Origin of the sequence: Chromohalobacter sp. 296-RDG (assembly GCF_029889885.1) — a bacterium.
Classification (GTDB): Bacteria; Pseudomonadota; Gammaproteobacteria; order Pseudomonadales; family Halomonadaceae; genus Chromohalobacter.
Window position 1 is genome coordinate 127,049 of record NZ_JARANY010000002.1, and the last position, 19,092, is coordinate 146,140.

Consider the following 19,092-nt stretch of genomic DNA (forward strand, 5'->3'; position numbering starts at 1 on the left):
AGGAGCATCTAGTGATGGCGCACGACAATCTCTTTGTCCCGCACGGTGTGGGTGATCTCACTGTTCCGAACCGCGTATTCCTCGCCCCGATGGCACGCAACCGTGCACATGATGACGGTACGCCCTGGGCGGATGCGGCAATCTATTACGCCCAGCGCGCCTCGGCTGGCCTCATGATCTCTGAAGCCGTTGATGTGTCACCGCTCGGTAAAGGCTATATCAAGACGCCCGGTATCTATACCGAGAGCCATGTCGAGGGCTGGAAGCCGATCACAGCCGCCGTTCACGCCAATGGTGGGCGCATCTATTGTCAGCTCGGGCATGTCGGGCGCATCCGCAACTCTTCGGTCGAGCCGGAAGGCGAGCCGCCGGTGGCGCCGAGCGCTATTCGCGCCGAGGCCAAGACATTTACGCATGATGGTTTTCAAGACGTTTCACGGCCCAGAGCACTCAACGTCGATGAGCTCCATCAGATCATGGCGAACTACGCGCACGCCACGCGCTGCGCCATGCGGGCAGGGTTCGACGGTGTGGAAATCCATTCGGCCAATGGTTATCTGCTGAACCAGTTCCTGGCGCCGGGCTCCAACACGCGCGACGACGCGTATGGTGGTGGGATAGAACACCGGTGTCGTTTTGTACTGGAAGTCGTCGATCGCGTGATTCAAGAAATTGGCGCCCATAAGGTCGGTATACGCCTGTCGCCGCTCGGCGAGGTCAATGATGTCGACGAGCCGGACCCGGAAGCGCTCTACGGCCATCTGGTCAGCGAGCTCGATAAGCGTGGCCTTGCCTACCTCCACATGGCCGAGAGCTTCAGTGGCATCGCGGGTAATCCGGAAAAGACTGCCACCATAAACGCCATTCGCAAGCACTGGTATGGTTTCTACGTCGCTAATGGTAACTACTCGCTGGCGACCGCCGAGAAATCGATCGCCGAAGGGTGGTGCCACGCCGTCGCTATCGGTCGCCTTTTCCTCTCCACCCCGGACTTGCCGAGCCGCTGGCATCACGACATCGAGCTCAACGAGCCGAACAAGGACACCTTCTACGGCGGTACGCATGCAGGCTATACGGACTACCCATTTGCCACGCTCGGCCGCGACGGCCATAGCTATGTCGGGTAGAAAAAGAAGGCCGATCGGAAAACAGGACGATATGACGATGAAAAACGACGTAAATGCAACGCCCGAGTTGATTGACATGGCGGGCGCGCGATTTGAACTGATCGCTCGCATGGGGCGTGAGGACGCCGATACGGCTCTATATCGTACCGCCATGGCAGCCGGTCGCAGCGTTCCTCTGCATAGTCACATTGATCCCGAATGCTTATACGTGCTGAGCGGACAGATCGAAGTATTCGTCTTCGACGCCAAACCACGTTGGCAAAATCTCGACACTGGCCAAAGTGTGCTTTTAGCCGACGGCGTCAGGCATGCACTACGTAATACGACAAGCCAGCAAGCGGATCTGGTTCTCGTCACGAACAACCGCCTTGGCCGATTTTTCCGCGACGCTGGTCGACCAGTGATGCCCGGCGATGCCTGCCAACCCCCCTCACCTGACGACATCACAAGAATACAGCAAGTGTCAGAAGCGTATGGTTATTGGCAGGCTTCTCCTGATGAGAGTGATGCGGTCACGGGTTAGACGCCCATCCTTGGGCCTCTTTGGGTTTTCGTCGCAAGCGCGCCGGCCAGTCTACGGGCGTGGCAAGCGCTTTAACGAGCATTGTGGGCCTGAAGCGACCGGTGCCTCGTGCGTCGGTGTTCGTATTTGATCGTCTTGCGCATGCAAGGAGACTTTCGATGAATTCACCCCATCAGAGCCGACGCGGATATACTCTCAGCATATGCATCCTTGGCCTAATGACGGCCATAGCACCGCTGTCGATCGATACTTATCTGCCGGCTCTACCCGAGTTGGCGCAGCAGTTTCAAGCCAACCCGGTTGACGTGCAATACACCCTCAGCCTTTTTTTCGTGGGTTTGGGTGTCGGCCCATTGCTTTATGGGCCACTCTCTGACCGGTATGGGCGACAACCCATTCTGTATTTTGGCCTCGTTCTCTACCTGCTGGCGAGTATCGCCTGCGCGACGTCAACATCCATTGCAATGCTGGTGGGCGCGCGCCTGTTACAAGGCTTGGGGGCCTCCGTCGGCCCGGCCATGGCACGTGCCATTGTGCGCGATCGATACCATGGCTCGCAGGCAGCCAGTGTGATGTCGTTCGTGGTAATGGTCATGGGCGTGGCGCCGCTGATCGCGCCGATGATCGGAAGCTTGATGCTATCGGTCGCCGAGTGGCCGCTTATCTTCTGGATGTTGAGCTTCTATGCGATGGTCGCCCTGGCCGCGCTTGCCGTGCTGCTCCCCGAATCGCATCCGCGTCATCTGCAGAATCGCACTCGCAGCCTGGCAGCGCAGTATCTTGATTATTTGTCGCTGCTCAGACGCTTGCCGGTGATACTGCATCTGATCTGCGGTGCACTGATGTTCGGTGTGCTGTTTTCCTACGTGGCCGCCGGCGCGTTTATCTACACCAACGAATATAGTATCGGCCAGTCGGCAGTGGGCTTCTATTTCAGTATCAACGCGGCATCTATGGTGATCGGTACGTTCACCAATGGCCGCATCGTGGAGCGTTTCGGACATCGTGCACTGCTGGGCATTGCCGTCGCCAACACACTTGTCTGGGCATTGCTTTTGCTGGCCACCTCGCTTACCGGATTTGCCGGTTTCTGGGGCATGGTGATCCCGTTGTTTTTCTTGCTCTCTACCATTGGCGTGGCGGGCGCCAACACCATCGCCGGTCTGCTGGATCTGGCGCCGAAGGCCGCCGGTGCGGCGTCGGCGCTGTTCGGAGTCTGCCAGTTTGCCTGTGCGGCCTTGGCGACCTGGGTGCTGGGTATGCTCGGAGGCGACGCCTTGGCCATGGCCCAGGTAATGATCGTGTGTGCCGCTGGCGCGCTGATCGCGTATCTGTCGATACATCGCTGGGCACCGCTGCCAGGCGAAGGGTTTTGAATCCGCTCGGGAGACGGCCACCGCCTTCGCCGTGTCGAGTGACGATCCAGTCATCCTCCAACGGATCATAAAGCAGCCCGAAGATCGTCTCGTCGAAACGGAGCGCCGCCCCATCACTGCGTGCCCTGTGTCGACGCCACCTGACGGTCACGCCCGGCACCCAGCGCCATGACCAGCGCAGTAAGCCCAATCGCGCTCACCAGAAACCCGACTACGTTCCAGCCACCGCTCCAATCGTGCAGCACGCCGATCAGCAGCGGCCCCAGCGCCGCAAGGGTATAGCCAATACCTTGGGCCATCGCCGAGAGACTCGCTGCGGTCGTCGCATCGGGCGCACGCAGAGCCAGCAGGGTCAACGCCATACTGAAAGTACCGCCCTGGCCTAGACCCAGCACCACGATCCACAGCCAGATGCTTTCGATCGGAGCGTAGAGGCAGCTCAGCAGCCCGGTCAGAGTGAGTGTCATCACGCCGATCAGCACCGTGCGTTGATCGCGCATACGGCTGCTGATCCACGGCGCCAGGATCGCGGTAGTCACCTGCAGCAGGATCGACACCGATAGCGCCAGCCCTGCGGTAACCGCCGTTAGCCCGCGGTCCTGGAGGATCGTCGGTAACCAGCCGAACACGATATAGGCCAGCGACGATTGCAGCCCCATGAACAGCGAGACCTGCCACGCCAGTGGATCGTGACGTAACCGCGCGCCGCGACGTGCGGGAACGCGAGTGGGTTTGGTGCCCTTGAGCTGCGGTAGCCAGAACAGCGCGGCGATCACCGCTGGCAGCAACCAGAACGCCAGCGCGCCTTGCCAAGGACCTTGTGCAGCGCCTTGCCAGGCGTCGTCCAATAATTGACGTAGCGGCTCGGTGGTACCCGCGGCAGCGGAGGCGCCGAGATTGAGCGCCACGGTGTAGAGACCGGTCATGATGCTGACACGACGGGGGAAATCCCGTTTGACGATGCCCGGCAGCAACACCCCGATGACTCCGATACAGCCACCGGCGACCGCCGTTCCCAGGAACAGCCCCGCCGTGCCGATATAGGGCCGCACTAGCAACGCCACCGCCAATACCAGAAGCGCAGCGAACACGCTGCGCTCCGGGCCGATGCGTCGAACCATGCGTGGTGCCAGCGGCGCAGCGAGCCCCAGAAACAGCACCGGCAGCGTGGTCAGAATGCCCTGCAGACTGGGTGACAGCGCAAGCGCCTCACCGATGCTGCCGAGGACCGGCGCGACGCTGGTCAGCGCCGGGCGTAGATTGAGCGCTACCAGCAGCAGCGCGACGAGCGTCAGCACGCCCCGGCGGGGTATCGCGGAAGTCGACAAGAGGACCATCCTTGGAAACCGAAAGATATTGCGTCACGGCAGCAAAGCCGAGGACGCAAGGGTAGCCGATTACGGCCAAAATGAGGATGCTTCTACGCCAATCGTCGAAGGTCGGTAGCGATTTCGACTGTATGGATGGGTATTGGCCGCTGCGATGTGTCGCTGATCGGTCTAAGAAGGTGAATAGCGATAAGTGTTTGATAAATGACTTCCTGGCACCTGTCTCGTTGAGGCTGCCATTCAGCTCCTGCTTTAGTACTAGCTTTGGCACCTACCTCTTGAATTCGAGTGCGTCAGCGAACCCCGGCGCGATAGCTTTCGGGCTCCAGCCATAGGTGATCGCGGAGATCGCCCTGTAGGCAGAACATCCTCGGCTTGGCACGGAAGTTGAAGAGTCGATAAAGATGGTAGCGTGCGGCGTGTTTACCTGAACAATCCAACTCGTTGGGCGAGAGGAAGAAAGCACACTCCTTGGCGAATGCCGTGGTCTTAACCTCGATCAGACGTTCATGGCCATCGCTTGAAAACGAGCGAATGTCGAAACCGGCGCCATCGCCCTGGGTCTCAGCGACATGCTCCACCGCCTCGGCGAGTCGGGAAAACCCTTGGGCAATCAGGCGTTGACGTTCGTAAGCGAGTACGAAGCATTCTCCGGCATGGCCCAGCGCACGATTGCGAGCTTCGCGTGCAAGATAGTCACGTTTGACGACGTAGCGGCCGGGCGTTTCCTGCACTTGAGGAAGGGTCGTCGAGGGCGGTGTATCGAGTACATCGCCAAACTTTTCGGGAAAGGTTTCGATGGCAGGACGCTCGGCCGCTGACCGTGCGGCGTGGTCGAAGATTGCGCTCTGCAGTAAGCGTCGCTCGACGCTTTCGGCCAATATCGTCTGATAATTGCTACGCGGTTTGTAGCCCGTGACGTAAGGGCAGTCGGCATCGCGCAGCACTGCGCTGATATTGCAGTGCTTGAATTCGATGGAAGCACGTGAGCGCTTGGGTAATTGTTCCACCAACTGACGGTTGAGTGCTGCCTTGTTGTAGCGCTGGTGGCCCAACTCGGCGATCAGCATCCGATGGTAAGTATCGACGATGGCCTCGATCTCGTCGACGGACCAGGAGTCTTCACGAGGCATTATGTTCACTCGATATTCTGTATTTAAAATAAAGAAATCGTTTTTATCACAATTTATATCGGGGGGGCAGTCAGATCACCAAGACTTCGTCCTTCCTGATCTTGAATACATCCGAGCTGGAAGTCGTATTTCGTCACGCCATCTCTGAGCGCCGTATGATGCCAGGTTATCGTCGTGACAATAGGACTGCCAGGGCTAGAGCCAGGAAACGCCGGTACGCGGATCCATACCGGCGCTCCAGTGTCCGATGGCCTGCGAGGCGGGGGTAAAGGCCCCCACCTGTGGGCATGGTCAGCTAACCGGGTCGTACTGTGCAGATGCCTTCGGGCCCCATACCCAACGCAGCACAAGCACTACCGTCAATAGTGCGGCCACCCCGCTGAGCCCCCCTATCCAGGCTGAGTTTGTCAGCCCGGCGATGAAGAAGGCGATGATGCCGGATGTTCCTGCACTCAGTGCATAGGGTAATTGGGTCCGTACGTGGTCGATGTGGTCACACGAAGAGCCGGCCGAGGAAAGGATGGTAGTGTCCGAAATCGGCGAGCAATGATCGCCGAAGATACCGCCGCTGAGTACGGCGGCAATGGCCAACGATAACGACATGTCCATTGCAGCAGCCACCGGCATGGCGATGGGAATCATGATCGCGAAGGTGCCATAAGAGGTCCCGGTGGTGAACGCGACGAGCGAACCGATCAAGAACAGCAGTACCGGAATCAGGCTCGGTGCAATGCCGGCCTGGGCCAGCGTGACAAGATAATCCGCCGTGCCCAGTTCTGACGTCACGCTACCAATTGACCAGGCCAGGGTGAGGATGATGTAAACCAGCGTCATGCTCTTGATGCCGGTAACCACCAGGTCCATCGCTTCGCGGAAATCGAACAGCCGCTGTTGCAGTCCCATGCCTAGCGCTACGCTGACCGCCAGGAAGGTAGCGATCAGGATCGACAGGCCGCCCTCGGCTTCTCCCATCGCCGTGATCAGATCGTTCTCGGGGAAGTTGCCGGTCCACAGGAAGAGGGGAGGAATCATCCCCACCAGCACCAGGATCGGCACGAGCATGTTGCGCTTGCGTGAGCTCTCTTCGGCAACGCCCATCATTTCGGTTGCTTCGCGGTCGGACGGCGGCTGGGCGCCATCCGCCAGCAGCTTGCCACTTACCCGTGCACGCTGCTCGGCCTTGGCCATGGGACCAAAGTCCCACTGCGTGACGACGATCACCAGAATCAACAGCAGCGCCAGCCAGGCATAGAAATTGAGCGGAATTGACGACAGATATATCAGGTATTCAGAGCCCGTCATGCCCATCTCGCCAAGCTGGGTGCCGATCAGCCCCATCACGAACACCACCCAGGTGGACACGGGCCCCAACAGGCACATTGGCGCCGAGGTCGAATCGACGATGTAGGCGAGCTTTTCTCGTGAGATGCGCATGCGGTCGGTGATCGGCCGCATGACACTTCCCACCGTCAATGCGTTGAAATAGTCCTCGAAGAAGATCAGCACCCCGAATCCCAGTGTGGCGCCTTGGGCTCCACGCGGCGAGGCCACCTTGGAGGCGATGGCGCGGGCGATGGCGTGAGCACCACCGGTTCGCTGCAATACGGTAATTAGCACTCCAAACAGGCCGCAGTAAATGAGAACGGTGGCACTCCACTCATCGCCCACGCTGGGAATGATGAAATCTGCGAAGCTATCGTAAAGTCCGGTCACTGGATTGCCGCCACTGAGCATTGTCGCCCCCAGCCAGACCCCACAGAATAACGCGGGAATCACGTTGCGGGTCACCAGCGCCAGTAGGATCGCGAGCAGCGGAGGGAAAAGGGAAAACAGGCCAAAGGACATAAGGCGTCTCCATCATGTAATTGTTGTGCGTCGTATCAAGGATGGGGCGGTAGGCCCAGCCGTTGGAAGGGGGGCCCCAGTCCGCGTTCGATCGCCACAGCTACACCCAACAGCCGTTTTTCGGCGAATCCAGGCATGGCCAACTGCAACCCTACCGGCATGCCAACGGCATCCAGGCCAACGGGAAGGCTCATGGCACACCACTGAAGATAATTAAGAAACGCCGTGTGGCGTAGTATACGATCGTCCGCCGCAGTGTAAGCGGCTGGTGTTGCGAGCGTATCTCGACGCGGTGGCGATAAGGGTGTGGTCGGCAAGACCAATGCATCGATGTGCGTCTCATCGAGGCGTATTGCCGCTCGGCTTGATAAATGAAGAAATGTGTTTATGCGTTGACGATAGTCGTCATGGGACAACTCACACGCTCGTGTCATGGCACCATCGAGCGGTGGCATCAGTCGCTTGTACCAGGTCGGCAATCGCAATGACAGAAACATCTCTAGCTCTGCGGCCACTACCCCGCCCGAGCGAAACAATGCATCGGCTGCTTCCGCTTCTGGCAAGTCAATATCGACGAGTTGGACGCCAGTTGCCTCAAGTTCCTGCAGCGCTCGATCAAAGGCATCGTCGATGCCGGCATCGGCGTTTTCCCGAGGCGCGCTTCGCAGTACGCCTAGCCGTAACTTCCCTAGTGAAGGAATCGTTGGCGCAACGAGGCGCTCGCCTTCCAATGCTTTGAGCGCATCTGTCAGATCCGCTGCGCTGCGTGCCAATACACCTAGACTGTCCAGCGTATGGCTAAGTGGCACGACACCCTCCATCGGCCAGCGCCCGTGAGTCAGCTTAAGCCCCACGCACCCGGTCATCGCGGCGGGTACGCGTACCGAACCGGCGGTGTCCGACCCCAGGGCCAACCATGCACTCCCCTCGATAACGCTAACTGCCGCGCCACTCGATGAGCCTCCGCAGACCCGCTCGCTATTCCAGGGGTTACGAGGCCCTTCACCGGCTAGGGTGATACCGAGGCTGGTAAAGGCGAACGGTACGGTATGGGTGACCCCCGTGAACAAAGCTCCGGCTTGACGGAATCGTGCGGAGATCGCCGCATCGCGCTGCCAAAGTGACGGGAGCGGTTCATGGCTACCGGCACTCACCGACCAGCCAGCGAGACCGATATTGTCCTTGATTGAGACAGGAAGCCCAAAGCAGGACTTAGGGAGCATGCCTGCACGAGCCTGAGCCGCTAATCGCTGAGCTTGAGCCCGCACCCGGGATGGCATCCATTCGATGTAACCTTGCCAGGCGGGCACATGGGCTTCCAATAAATCTTCGGCCAGATCGGTGATCGATTCCGGTCGGTCACGCAAATCAGCTAGCCGAGCTGCCAAGGGTCGAGAACTTTCTGTCACGGTGCTCACCTAAACGATCAGTTCACTTCCCTCAAGTTAGCCTTGCAGTATCGCAGCGTCGATTGATATGCAGCCCGTTCAATCAGCAGCAGTTTCTGCCGCTCCAAATACGCGCTCTGGATCCGGATAAGCCTCTGGCCTGACGCTCGAGGCATTGGATGATCTACGCCCTAACGAGGTGTACATTGCTTCCGGCAGTTCACTCCACTATGCCCTATGATGTTGGCCTGCAGTACTTGAGAGAGTTCAATAACTGAGACTTTTTCCAGGAGTCTCTAGCTCACATCGGATTATGGTTCCAGTGGCGGATTCCGTCATGTAGAGCGTCCGTCGGTCAGGTCCGCCAAAGGCGAGGTTGGTCAGAGTCCGGCCTTCGGTCGGCGAGCGCAGTCGCCAGAGTGGCTCGCCGTGCTGATTGAAGACCCACACGCAACCGTTGCCCGCGTCACAGACGAACAGATTGCCCGCCTCGTCGAGCGCCAGGCCGTCGGCCCCCGACACGCCGCCTGCGAGCTGAACGAACATGCCTACCTTTCCGGCTGGCCCGTGGTCTTTCAAGGGAATGCGCCAGACCCCGTTGCCCCGCGTCATCGCGACGAAAAGCGCCTTCTCCGACAGGTCGCAGACTAGGCCATTGGGGCTGATGCCGTTGTCGATCAGTCGATCCAACCGCTGCGTTTCCAGGTCGTAGCGATACACTCGGCCACTGGGATCCTGCAGGCCGGTCTGGCCCTGATCGGTGAAATACAGCCGGCCGCGTCGGTCGAAGAAGAGATCGTTGACACCCTTGAAGCGTTCGCTGCCGACATGGGTCAGCACGGGGACCGGTTCGTGTCCCTCTGGGTCCATGGCGAGGATGCCATGCCGATAGTCGGCGATCCACAATCGGCCGTCCGGGCCGAAGCGCATGCCGTTGGGCCAGCCCTGGTAATGGGCCACGCAGGTCCATTGGCCATCCGGGCTCACTCTAAGAATGCGCCCATGCGGAATGTCTGTGACGTACAGGTTTCCCTGGGCATCGAATACCGGGCCTTCCAGAAAGCTGGGAACGCTCTGGCCGGGTTTATTGGCATCGATCCACTCCGACGGGGTGTCGTGGAGCTGTAGGTGTTCCGGAATTTCACTGAAGACCTCGCACCAGCGAGTGTCAGGGGGAGCATAAAGCGTCAATGTAAGGCCTCCCGAGTGGTAGAAGCTTTCTGGCGACTGCGGTAGGCATTTACCAGTAAGGCGGCGATGACAATGGTTGCCAGTACGGAGGGCAACATGCCCTGCGTCAGGGCGATGATGCCGGCAATGCCAACGACGAGCCGTTCGACGATTGTCAGTCGGCGATGGGAATACCCGACGTTAGCCGCGCTGATACCTATGGTGGCGATGACCATCATGGCGATGGTTGCCACCAGCGAGGGCAGGTTCGCCAAGGAGTGCAGTTCGAGATTGATCTCCGGATGGTAGACCCAGGCGAAAGGCAGCAGGAAGGCAACCAGCGAAAGGCGCAGGGCGCTCATGGCAATACTTAGCGTTCGCTCCCCGGTTATTGCGGCAGAGGCGAAGACAGCGAGAGCCACCGGTGGCGTGATGGCGGAGAGCACGGCGTAATAGAAAACGAACAGGTGGGTCTGCAGTTTGTCGACGCCAAGGTCGAGGATTGCGGGCCCGGCCACGAAGATTACCATCAGATAGGAGGCGGCGGTCGGTAGACCCATGCCCAGCAGGATCGAGCAGAATGCCGCGAGGATCAGTGCCAGCAGTAAATGGCCCTCGCCGAGTCCCACGATGGCCTGGTTCAGGGTGACGCCCAGCCCGGTGACGTTGACCGCGCCTATGACGATGCCGATGGCGGCGCAGGACACCAGAACCGCCAGGCCATCACGCCCTCCGTCGACAACGACATTGGCTAGTCCCTTCAAGGAGAGCCGGGTATCTGGAAGCAGGGTGGCCGAGGCTAGCACTGCCGCTGCGGCGGACATGCCGCACCAGGTGGGGGAATAGCCGAGCAACAGAAGGGTGATCAGCGTCGTGAACCCAACTAAAAGTACCACGCCCTGGGATTTCCTACGGCGATTGAAGGGATCGTCGGCGGTGGATTCCGGGGCTAACTGCAGGCGACCCGCCTCGAAGGCCACAGCCGCGGAGAGGGCTAACAGATAGAGAAAGGCTGGGACGATGGCCGCCAGTATGATGGTGGGGTAGGGAATGCCGGTGATCTCTGCCATGATGAAGGCGCCGACCCCCATGATCGGCGGCATGAGCTGACCCGAGCAGGAGGCCACTGCCTCGACGGCCCCCGCGAAACGTCCCTGATATCCGGCCCGCTTCATCATGGGAATCGTCAGCACGCCGGTCGACATCACGTTCGCCGGTGCCGAACCGTTGACCGAGCCGAACATGGCCGAACCAATGATGGCGGCCTGAGCAGCTCCCGAGCGACGGCCGTTGGCGAGGCGCAGCGCGAGGAAGTTAAAGAAATCACCGGCGCCGGTATGCCGTAGTGCTGCGCCGAGAATCACGAACATCAGCACGACATCGACGACCGCCCCGAGGGCAATGCCGTAGATGCCTTGATAGCTGTAACTGACTTCCAGCACCTGGTCGAACCACAGCTTGCGATGGCCCAATTCGCCGGGCAGGAAGTGACCGAAGAAAAGATAGAGCAAGGCACCGCCAGTGATGGCGACGAGTGTCCAGCCCTCGACACGCCTGGCGGCTTCCAGCACCAGCAGAGTCCCGATCGCGTAGCAAATTAGATCCTGGGTGTTAGGCAGCCCCTCGCGAAAGGCGGCGATGTCATCGTACTCGACGAGATAATAGCCGCTGCTGGCCAGGGCCAGCAGGATCAACAGGCAGCTCAGGCCCTGGTCAAGCCGGGGGCAACGCTCGGCAAGCAGGCCCGGTTTCAGGGAGAAGGTAGCGATCAGGCCCAACAGCAGCACGAAGCCGTACATGATCTGGGCAGGGTAGCGCATACCCAGCGTGGTCCAGACGATGAATAGCGTCAGCGCCGCGCAGGCCGTCAGGCCCAGGCCCCGTAGAGCGGGGCCGGGCACATTGGTGGAAGGGGATGACATGGCCGTCTCCGAGGATTATTCAATCAAGCCGATTTCGCGGAAATAGCGCGCGGCGCCGGGATGCAGCTCCGCGGTCAACCCGGTGGTGGCCTCGTCGCGACGAAGCAGGTTGAGAGCGGCGCTGGTCTTCTTGATCGCGTCCAGGTGGTTCCACAAGGCCTTGGTCAATGCATATGCCGTGTCGTCATCCAAGTCGCGGTCGACGACGAACATGTAGGGGAAAGTCCAGAAGTTTACGTCGCCCTCGGCCGCGACACGCCCCTGGTAGGCATTCTCGACATCCTGCTGAGAAACCGACTTCAAGCGATAGTGCTGGCCGGCCGTGATGTGGTCACGGAACGCGTCCACCTTGTCCTCGTCGGGCGAGATGAACCGCAGGTCCATGGTGCGCGAGGCATTGTCGATCGCCGCCTGCGGTAGGCCACCCCAGACGAACGTTCCGTCCAGGCGGCCATTGGACATCTGATTGAAGGCGTCGCTGTAGTCGATGTACTGGGTGTCGACATCATCCTCCGGCGTCAGGCCGTAGGCCTCCAGGAAAGCGCTGCTGACACGTCCCGCATTGCCGCCGGGACGCCCGATGGCGATGCTGTGTCCACTGAGGTCGGCAAAGCTCTTGATGCCCGCGTCGTCGCGAACCACGTACTGACCTGCACTGGTACTAATCGCGAAGAGACTCCGCAGGTTCTTGTAGGAATCGGTGAGACGATCCGGGTCTTTGCTGAAGTTGCCGCGTTTGTTGACGGCATCGAGGTAATGCGGCGCCCCGATCACGGCAATGTCGAGTCGGCCCGCGGCCAACTGACGTAGACCGTTAACGCTGCCGTTGTCGACCACCGTGAGTTGGTGGTTGGCATCGCTCTCGGCCAGTTGGTTCGACCAGGCCACTGCGAGCGCGTAGTCGTCGGACGTTTGCGATGTCGCGCTGACGACCAGGTCATCCGCCTGGGCAGCCATACCCAGACCAAGCGTTGCGGTAGCGAGGAGTGTCGTAAGAATTCGGCGTGAGCTCTTGAGTTGCATCATGTGCCTCCAGTGATTGACTGGTGATCCGTTGTAAACGGCGTTTTTGTGGTTATCGGAAATCGCGCTCGGGTACCGAGCGCTGTGCTGGCCCGTCATAGGGCCATAACCAGCCCTTGGGAATCGGGCCTTTGTTGCGTCCTCCCTGGCATTTCTGTTCCCAGGCGTGCGCGAGGATCCCGACCGAGCGGGACAGGCAGAAAAGCCCGCGCGCCAACGGCGCCGGGAAGTCCAGTTCGGCATAGATGACGGCAGTGGCACCATCGATGTTGAGCGGAATCGGCCGAGGCTTTTCGACGCCTAGCTGCCTTTCGATTTCGCGGGCGATGGCGGCGAAGTGACCTCCCACCTCGCCGTGCTCGGCGGCTTCCTCGACGAGCCCTAGCAGGCGTGGTCCCCGAGGATCGACGGGATGAAAACGATGGCCGAAACCGGGGATATGCTTGCTCCGCGTGCGCTGCCACTCGGCGATTCCGTCGCCAACGGCGTCTTCCAGCGTGCTGCCGGCTTCCTGGTGCGCGTGAATCAGTCGATAGAGTTCCACCGCCTGCTCACCGGCCCCGCCGTGCACATCATCGAGCACATTGACCGCTGACGACATCGCGTTGTTGAGATTGCTGCCGCAGGTCATGGCCATGCGTGCAATTGCGATACTCGGCGCCTGCGGGCCATGATCCACGGCGCTGACCAAGGCGGCTTCCAGCAGGGTGGATTGGGCGCGAGAGGGCAGCTCGCCACGGGTCATCAGCCAGACCATGTCGGCGAAGTTTACCTGGCCGATGAGTTCTTCGATGGGATATCCGCGATAGCGGATCTCGCCGGGTTGCATGTCGATGATGCCGGTTCGCCACCACTGCTGGGCGAGGCGCGGGTCGAGTTCCTGTGAAGTGCCGTCGGATTGAGTCATGTTGGCCTGTCCCGAATGGTCATTCGTCGTTGGCAGCGTGGGCGGGCAGTAGTTCGCTGTTGTCCGCGCCCAAGTTGGGTGGAGGGGTGTCGACGCGGGGCGCATGGCCATCGACACGATAGCCGCCGCTAACGACCTGCAGCGGCCTGCCCAGCGTGCTCTCCTCGAATCGCTCGATCAGGCCCCGGTCGCGCACCTGGGGATGCGCCAGTGCCTCGGCGACGCTGTAGACTGGACCGGCGGGTACGCCTGCCTCGACCAGATTGCGCCACCAGACGTCGGTGGCATCGGCGCTCAACGCTGCCTCGATGTAATCGCTCAGCTCACGGCGATGATCTAGCCGTGCCTGGCGTTCGGCGAAGCGCGGATCCTGGAGCCACTCCGGGTGTCCCAGGACGCGGCAGATGGCTTCGAACTGTTCTTGCTTGTTGGCGGCGATGTTGATCAGCCCATCAGCGGTGCGGAACGTACCCGAGGGGCTCGCCGTGACGTTGTCGTTGCCGAGGGGAGTTGGTGCCTTGCCAGCGATGAGCAGGTTGGAAACGGCCCAGCCCATGGTGGAGAGGACCGATTCCAGCATCGAGATGTCAATGAAATGGGCGCGGCGGGGGCGTTCGGCCAGGGCGGCGTTGATCGCCATGGCCGCCGTCAGCCCGCCCACGGTATCCGCCAGCGGATAGCCGACGCGGTAAGGCGCGTTCTCAGGGGCGCCCGTGATGCTCATGACACCGGCCATGCCTTGGATGATCTGGTCGTAGGCGGGGTAGTTGGCGAGCGGACCGTCTTGCCCAAAGCCCGAGATGGCACAATAGACGAGTGCTGGATTGACCTCGCTCAGAACATCGTAGCCCAGCCCCAGGCGCGGCATGACCCCGGGACGAAAGTTCTCGACGACCACATCGGCTTCCTTGACCATTTCGAGAAAGTGGCGCTTGTCGTCGTCCTTCTTGAGGTCGAGGGTGACGGAGCGCTTCCCGGCGTTCTGCGCCAGGAAGGAAACGCCCATGAAGTCGCGGTTGAGTTGTGGATCCGCTCCCAGCTGTCGTGCCAGGTCACCGCCCTGAGGACGTTCAACCTTAATGACCTCGGCACCTAAGTGTGCCAGCTGATGACAGCAGAAGGGGCCCGCCAGGACATTGGTCAGATCAAGGACGCGGTAGCCGGAGAGTAATGCACTCATTTGTTTCCTTAGATAGAACCTGTTCTTCTTGTGAGAATATGACGTGCAACGGCTTCTTGCAAGTTGGTTGCGTCTGTCAGAACATTCCCCTTTAGTTCAATAGAGAAGGAGAATGTCATGGCGCAGCGACGCGTCGAGGCCGTCGAGAGGGCATTGACCCTGCTGGAAGCGTTCTCCGCCAATCGGCGAGAGTTTTCGCTGACGGGGCTGGCCAATGCCACTGGCTATTACAAGAGCACCATCCTGCGGCTGATGGCGTCGCTGGAGCATTTTGGCTATGTGACGCGGGACGAGCGCGGGGTCTATCGCTTGGGGCCCACCTTCGCCCGCCTGGCGCCGCTTGCCGGTGAGGGACCGCAACTGGAGAACTTGGTCAGGCCGATACTGGAGTCGTTGCGGGATTCCAGCGAAGAGACGGCATCTTTCTACATTCGAGACGATGACGAGCGGATCTGTCGCTTGCGCGAGAACGGCCGGTTGGAGGTACGTCACCATCTTGAGGAAGGCGTGCGTTTGCCGCTGGACCGCGGTGCGGCGGGCCGGATTCTCAACTACGAGACGGCTCGAGGGCAGGTTGCTGTGTCGAGTGGCGAGCGCCAGATTGGATTAGCTGCGGCGGCGATTGGTATCTATAACACTGTCGGTGAACTGATGGGGGCATTAGCTCTATCTGGCCCCAGTGAGCGTTTTGATTCTCTGGTTCGGGACCGCCATATACCTTTGCTTACCCAGTACGCGATGTTATTGGAGCGGCAGTGGCCCAGAGGGCTGCAATCCGCTTGAGGCGACACCGGTAAGTGTAAAAGCCCAAGACCATAAGGCCTTGGGCTTTTTCTGTCTGGAACTTACTAAGACTAACACCGTGGCATTGTATTGCCATTCAGGCTAGGCAGTAGCCTGTTTTTGACTTTAGTTGATATTTCCTTGTGCCTCATTGACGTTGTACGAGCTCACTCACCAGTTTTCTTTAGTGAAATAAGGTGCTATTAATAAAACAACGAATCATTGATGGAGCATACTCATGCATCAGACCCTTCTTGACGTAGCGCTACTCGGCAGCACGGTTGCCTTTGCTCATGTCGCCAGCAAGCGAGCGGGAGATGATGAGGTTCTCGTGGCTGCCTCAACGGCTACCACGACTCGACTGGCGCAAGGGCAGTTTCAGGGCATGAATGCCGATATGGTCAACTGGATCGGCGCGCTGGGTGCCGACTACGGCATCATCGCTGTAGCTGAGGATTCTCCGATCAAGAATTTCGAGGGTTTGCTGAATTCCCTCAAGAAGGATCCCAATGCAATCAGTTTTGCCGGAAGAAGTTCCAAGGGGGATGGGATCATCTCAAGGTTCTGATGATGGCAAATGAAGCCGGTGTTGAAGGGCTGAGCAGCATCAAATACTTGTCGTTCACCGGAGGGGGAGAAGCCATGACTCAGGTGGTCGGCGGTCATATTGATGTCTTTACGGGTGACATCAGTGAAGCTCAAGGCTTCATGGAGTCCGGTGACCTGCGAGTACTGGCGGTACTGGCCGATGAGCGCCTCTCGGGCGAGTTCAGCGATATTCCCACTGCCAAGGAGCAAGGTGTTGATGTGGTTGGGGCCAACTGGCGTGGTTTTTACATGCCGGCGGACATTTCCGATGAGGCCAGGCAGTACTGGATCGATACCCTAGGTCAGTTGTATGCCAGTGACGAATGGAAGCAGGTCATGAAGCAGAATGGACTGATTCCCTTTGATGTACAGGGCGAGGAATTCCGGCAGTTTGTCGAAAGTCAGATCGACGATATCGAGACACTTTCCAAGGATGTTGGGATTATCCAATGATCCAACGCAACGACCGTGTTTGCGGTGTGCTGCTACTCGTCCTGGCCGTCGCATATGGCTGGGGTGCCACGCAGTTTCCGGAACCGTCCCGGTGTACCGTCCTTGATCAGAGCCTGGACCATCCTGGCAGTAAAGCTCCTCATCATTCTTGCCTGCAGCTGTTTATATAAAAAACAATAAGTTATGGAATTTCATGGATGGGCGTAGACATCACTCGATATTTTGTATCTTAATATAGAGCGGGTTAAATTTTTGCTTTATTATCATGATGATAAGTCATTTTATTCGGTTGTGAATGCAATTTTACTCCCCGGTATACTCCCCAATTGGCTGAAGCTGTCAGTCGTTGTCGGGTATAGCCAGCATGGGCTCTCCGGTTACTCGGGACCTACCCGGGCAACTGGAGATGCTAACCAACCATGGAACTGCTACTGACTCGGCTGAGATCGTCATCCTTCGCGAATCGCTCATCCTATCCTCCTGATGACTGCACTATAGCCTGTGCAGCCCTGGAGGGGGTCACTTCGGTAATAGTCAATATATAGATTTATAGGAGGCCGCCTTTAGGGCCGCTCTGATGTTGTTGTGTAACTTTATTAGGTGCGAGATTTTTTAATTCATTCATTTTTTCGTGAAAATTATCGTCATCCCATACGTTACGCCGTAAGTAAGGTGCCTGCTGGCCATTTGGGAGCGTATAAGTGGGGTGTTTATATTCGTTTGTATAGTTAGTGTTCGGATAATGGCTTAGGGTAGAAGTATTGTTTGCTTGAGTAATCAAGCTATGATGTTCCTTGCGGATCAACAGTTCTAATGTGTTTCCGACTGTCAAGCCGTAATATTGAGATAAATTCTTGAGTATCGCATGGCCCTCGTTTGAAATTTTAAATGTGCTTTGTTTCATATTGGGTTGTTTGTCGCTAGACATCTTTTGCCGAAGATTGTTTTTAAGCTTCCTTTCGCAATCTTTAAAATAAAGGTCTCTAGCGTTTGATTTTTCAATTTCTTGCACTTGCTCTCTTGCTTCCAAGTTTGTGTTTTTGCAATAAAATCCCTTGTTGTTTAAATAGTCTAAAGCTTTTTCTTCTGCTTCCCTTCCTCTTTTTTCTAGCCATTTAGATAGCAGTTCCACCTTTCCCTCTCCCGTAGAGCATGTATGATAAGTATTATTATTTATTTATATCATGCGTTAAGGAGGATGTCAAAAAAATGTATAAGATGTAATGTTGCTTTATTTTTTTCGTAATTTTTCATAAACAAGTATGTCATTTTCTATCAAGTGTGACGCTTATGCAGATGTTTATTATGGCGTGAGTGTTCACATGATTCACGCGATGGTGACAAATTATATTAATTTTTATGGCTTTTGCCATCATAGGTACGGTGTCTCCCTTTAGGAGCGCCGCCTACTGCGCCACCCCCACTATGATGGGGTGGCGTAGACAGGGTTAACAAGGGAGCCGATGCAGTATCATTTCGAAGAAGTAGACAAGGTCTTGGACCAGCGGTATGGGGCTTTTTCGATGTTTAAGGCTTACCGCCCACGCATTAGCGGCATCAGCTGAACTTTCCGTAGATCGTGAGCCAAGATCCTAATTGCAATGTCCTCGCGATCTAGTGGGCTTGGGCAATGGATCGTCTAGGGCGTGATAAAAGGCGGCGGCCAGCTTAGTGTCCGTAATAAACACTGGAAAATTTAGTACCTCAGGTGCATCTAGAGTTAATAGAGTAAGGTGTAAAGAAATTAGCCGAGGCAACATGTGGTGCAGAGCAGGTTATTAGAGGCCTTCCTGTGTCTTTGCGGAGGCCAGCCCTTCGTCAATTCTGCTTGGACCCTCTTTCTTTTTCGTGTGCACGGGACAGGGCGGTAAAAAATGGGACATGTGGGAGCTGGGTTTCAAGTCATGTGAGATAGTAAATCAAGGAGGGAGAAGCAAGCCAAGATAATAATTACTAAGCGGCCCCATCTCATGAAGGACTATCAGGAGTTCAACATGAGTATGAAGCTGATCCGCATTAAAGACGTCATGGACCGTACCGGTCTCGCAAGATCCACGATCTATAAGTACATCAGCGAGGGCAAGTTTCCAAAGCCAATAAAGCTTGGCACTCGAGCTGTGGCATGGGTTGAAACCGAGATAGATGGCTGGATTCAGGCCAGCATCGAAGAGAGGAATGAAGAAGCCTTTTAGTGCGCATCAGTGCAGTTTATTGATTTAATTTAAGAGTAAAACCTCGACCGCTTTCCACCCTCGTAATCGCATGCTGTCTGAAGTGTCGGTAACTAAGTCAGTATTTTAGACCCTTGTTTAATTGTTATTTATTTAGCCTCCCTATTCAAGAATA

At 57.8% G+C, this 19,092-nt stretch carries 17 protein-coding genes and 1 pseudogene; 8 read left to right on the forward strand and 10 right to left on the reverse strand.

All coding sequences use genetic code 11. The annotated features are described in order from the left end of the window. The first annotated feature begins 14 nt into the window (after positions 1-14). The 3 genes from OP495_RS01900 to OP495_RS01910 all read left to right on the forward strand — a co-directional run bounded on the left by OP495_RS01900 (position 15) and on the right by OP495_RS01910 (position 3,026). Positions 15-1,127, forward strand: a complete 1,113-nt coding sequence (locus OP495_RS01900) for an alkene reductase (RefSeq protein WP_280566790.1) — start codon at positions 15-17, stop codon at positions 1,125-1,127. Between the two features lie 37 nt (positions 1,128-1,164). Continuing rightward, complete coding sequence (locus tag OP495_RS01905) at positions 1,165-1,650, forward strand: cupin domain-containing protein (RefSeq protein ID WP_280564751.1); 486 nt, start codon at positions 1,165-1,167, stop codon at positions 1,648-1,650. A 158-nt stretch (positions 1,651-1,808) separates the two neighbouring features. Then, positions 1,809-3,026, forward strand: coding sequence for a multidrug effflux MFS transporter (locus OP495_RS01910; protein ID WP_280566792.1), 1,218 nt, complete (start codon positions 1,809-1,811; stop codon positions 3,024-3,026). Between the two features lie 113 nt (positions 3,027-3,139). Here the strand turns inward: OP495_RS01910 and OP495_RS01915 are convergent, their stop codons facing one another. From OP495_RS01915 to OP495_RS01955, 9 genes are all read right to left on the reverse strand, one after another. Beyond that, positions 3,140-4,363, reverse strand: a complete 1,224-nt coding sequence (locus OP495_RS01915) for an MFS transporter (RefSeq protein ID WP_280566794.1) — start codon at positions 4,361-4,363, stop codon at positions 3,140-3,142. 284 nt (positions 4,364-4,647) lie between these two features. Next, positions 4,648-5,487 (reverse strand): DUF3883 domain-containing protein, encoded by an 840-nt coding sequence (locus tag OP495_RS01920; protein WP_280566795.1) that lies wholly within the window; start codon positions 5,485-5,487, stop codon positions 4,648-4,650. Between the two features lie 291 nt (positions 5,488-5,778). Further along, positions 5,779-7,332, reverse strand: a complete 1,554-nt coding sequence (locus tag OP495_RS01925; RefSeq protein ID WP_280566797.1) for a Na+/H+ antiporter NhaC family protein — start codon at positions 7,330-7,332, stop codon at positions 5,779-5,781. A 35-nt stretch (positions 7,333-7,367) separates the two neighbouring features. Continuing rightward, the gene (locus tag OP495_RS01930) at positions 7,368-8,741 is read right to left on the reverse strand and encodes an amidase (protein ID WP_280566798.1); all 1,374 of its coding nucleotides are present in this window, start codon (positions 8,739-8,741) and stop codon (positions 7,368-7,370) included. Between the two features lie 246 nt (positions 8,742-8,987). Beyond that, entirely contained in the window at positions 8,988-9,911 is a 924-nt protein-coding gene (locus OP495_RS01935; protein ID WP_280566799.1) for an SMP-30/gluconolactonase/LRE family protein, read from the reverse strand. Continuing rightward, positions 9,908-11,812: a TRAP transporter fused permease subunit gene (locus OP495_RS01940; RefSeq protein WP_280566800.1), complete on the reverse strand. Its 1,905-nt coding sequence runs from the start codon at positions 11,810-11,812 to the stop codon at positions 9,908-9,910. Before OP495_RS01940 ends, OP495_RS01935 begins: the two co-directional genes overlap by 4 nt. 15 nt (positions 11,813-11,827) lie before the next feature. Continuing rightward, positions 11,828-12,838 carry a TAXI family TRAP transporter solute-binding subunit gene (locus OP495_RS01945; RefSeq protein WP_280566802.1) on the reverse strand — a complete coding sequence of 337 codons (1,011 nt, stop codon included), beginning with the start codon at positions 12,836-12,838 and terminating at the stop codon, positions 11,828-11,830. Positions 12,839-12,887: 49 nt separating this feature from the next. Continuing rightward, a complete protein-coding gene (locus tag OP495_RS01950) occupies positions 12,888-13,742 on the reverse strand; it encodes a citryl-CoA lyase (protein WP_280566803.1) in 855 nt (284 codons plus the stop codon). 19 nt (positions 13,743-13,761) lie between these two features. Beyond that, positions 13,762-14,922, reverse strand: coding sequence for a CoA transferase (locus OP495_RS01955; RefSeq protein WP_280566805.1), 1,161 nt, complete (start codon positions 14,920-14,922; stop codon positions 13,762-13,764). Positions 14,923-15,039: 117 nt separating this feature from the next. Here OP495_RS01955 and OP495_RS01960 point away from each other — a divergent pair, with 117 nt between their 5' ends. The 4 genes and pseudogenes from OP495_RS01960 to OP495_RS01970 all read left to right on the forward strand — a co-directional run. Continuing rightward, entirely contained in the window at positions 15,040-15,705 is a 666-nt protein-coding gene (locus tag OP495_RS01960; RefSeq protein WP_280566807.1) for a helix-turn-helix domain-containing protein, read from the forward strand. Positions 15,706-15,943: 238 nt separating this feature from the next. Continuing rightward, positions 15,944-16,273, forward strand: coding sequence for a hypothetical protein (locus OP495_RS18780; protein WP_348521285.1), 330 nt, complete (start codon positions 15,944-15,946; stop codon positions 16,271-16,273). 2 nt (positions 16,274-16,275) lie between these two features. Beyond that, positions 16,276-16,746, forward strand: a complete 471-nt coding sequence (locus tag OP495_RS18785) for a tripartite tricarboxylate transporter substrate-binding protein (protein WP_348521286.1) — start codon at positions 16,276-16,278, stop codon at positions 16,744-16,746. Then, a pseudogene (locus tag OP495_RS01970) lies at positions 16,746-16,832 on the forward strand (tripartite tricarboxylate transporter TctB family protein); the annotation flags it as partial. The gene OP495_RS18785 and the pseudogene OP495_RS01970, both read left to right, overlap by 1 nt. Before the next feature lie 461 nt (positions 16,833-17,293). Here OP495_RS01970 and OP495_RS01975 read toward each other — a convergent pair. After that, complete coding sequence (locus OP495_RS01975; protein WP_280566809.1) at positions 17,294-17,878, reverse strand: hypothetical protein; 585 nt, start codon at positions 17,876-17,878, stop codon at positions 17,294-17,296. Positions 17,879-18,740: 862 nt separating this feature from the next. On the opposite strand from OP495_RS01975, the gene OP495_RS01980 reads away from it, so the two are divergent. After that, positions 18,741-18,938, forward strand: a complete 198-nt coding sequence (locus OP495_RS01980) for an AlpA family transcriptional regulator (protein ID WP_348521287.1) — start codon at positions 18,741-18,743, stop codon at positions 18,936-18,938. Positions 18,939-19,092: the final 154 nt, after the last annotated feature.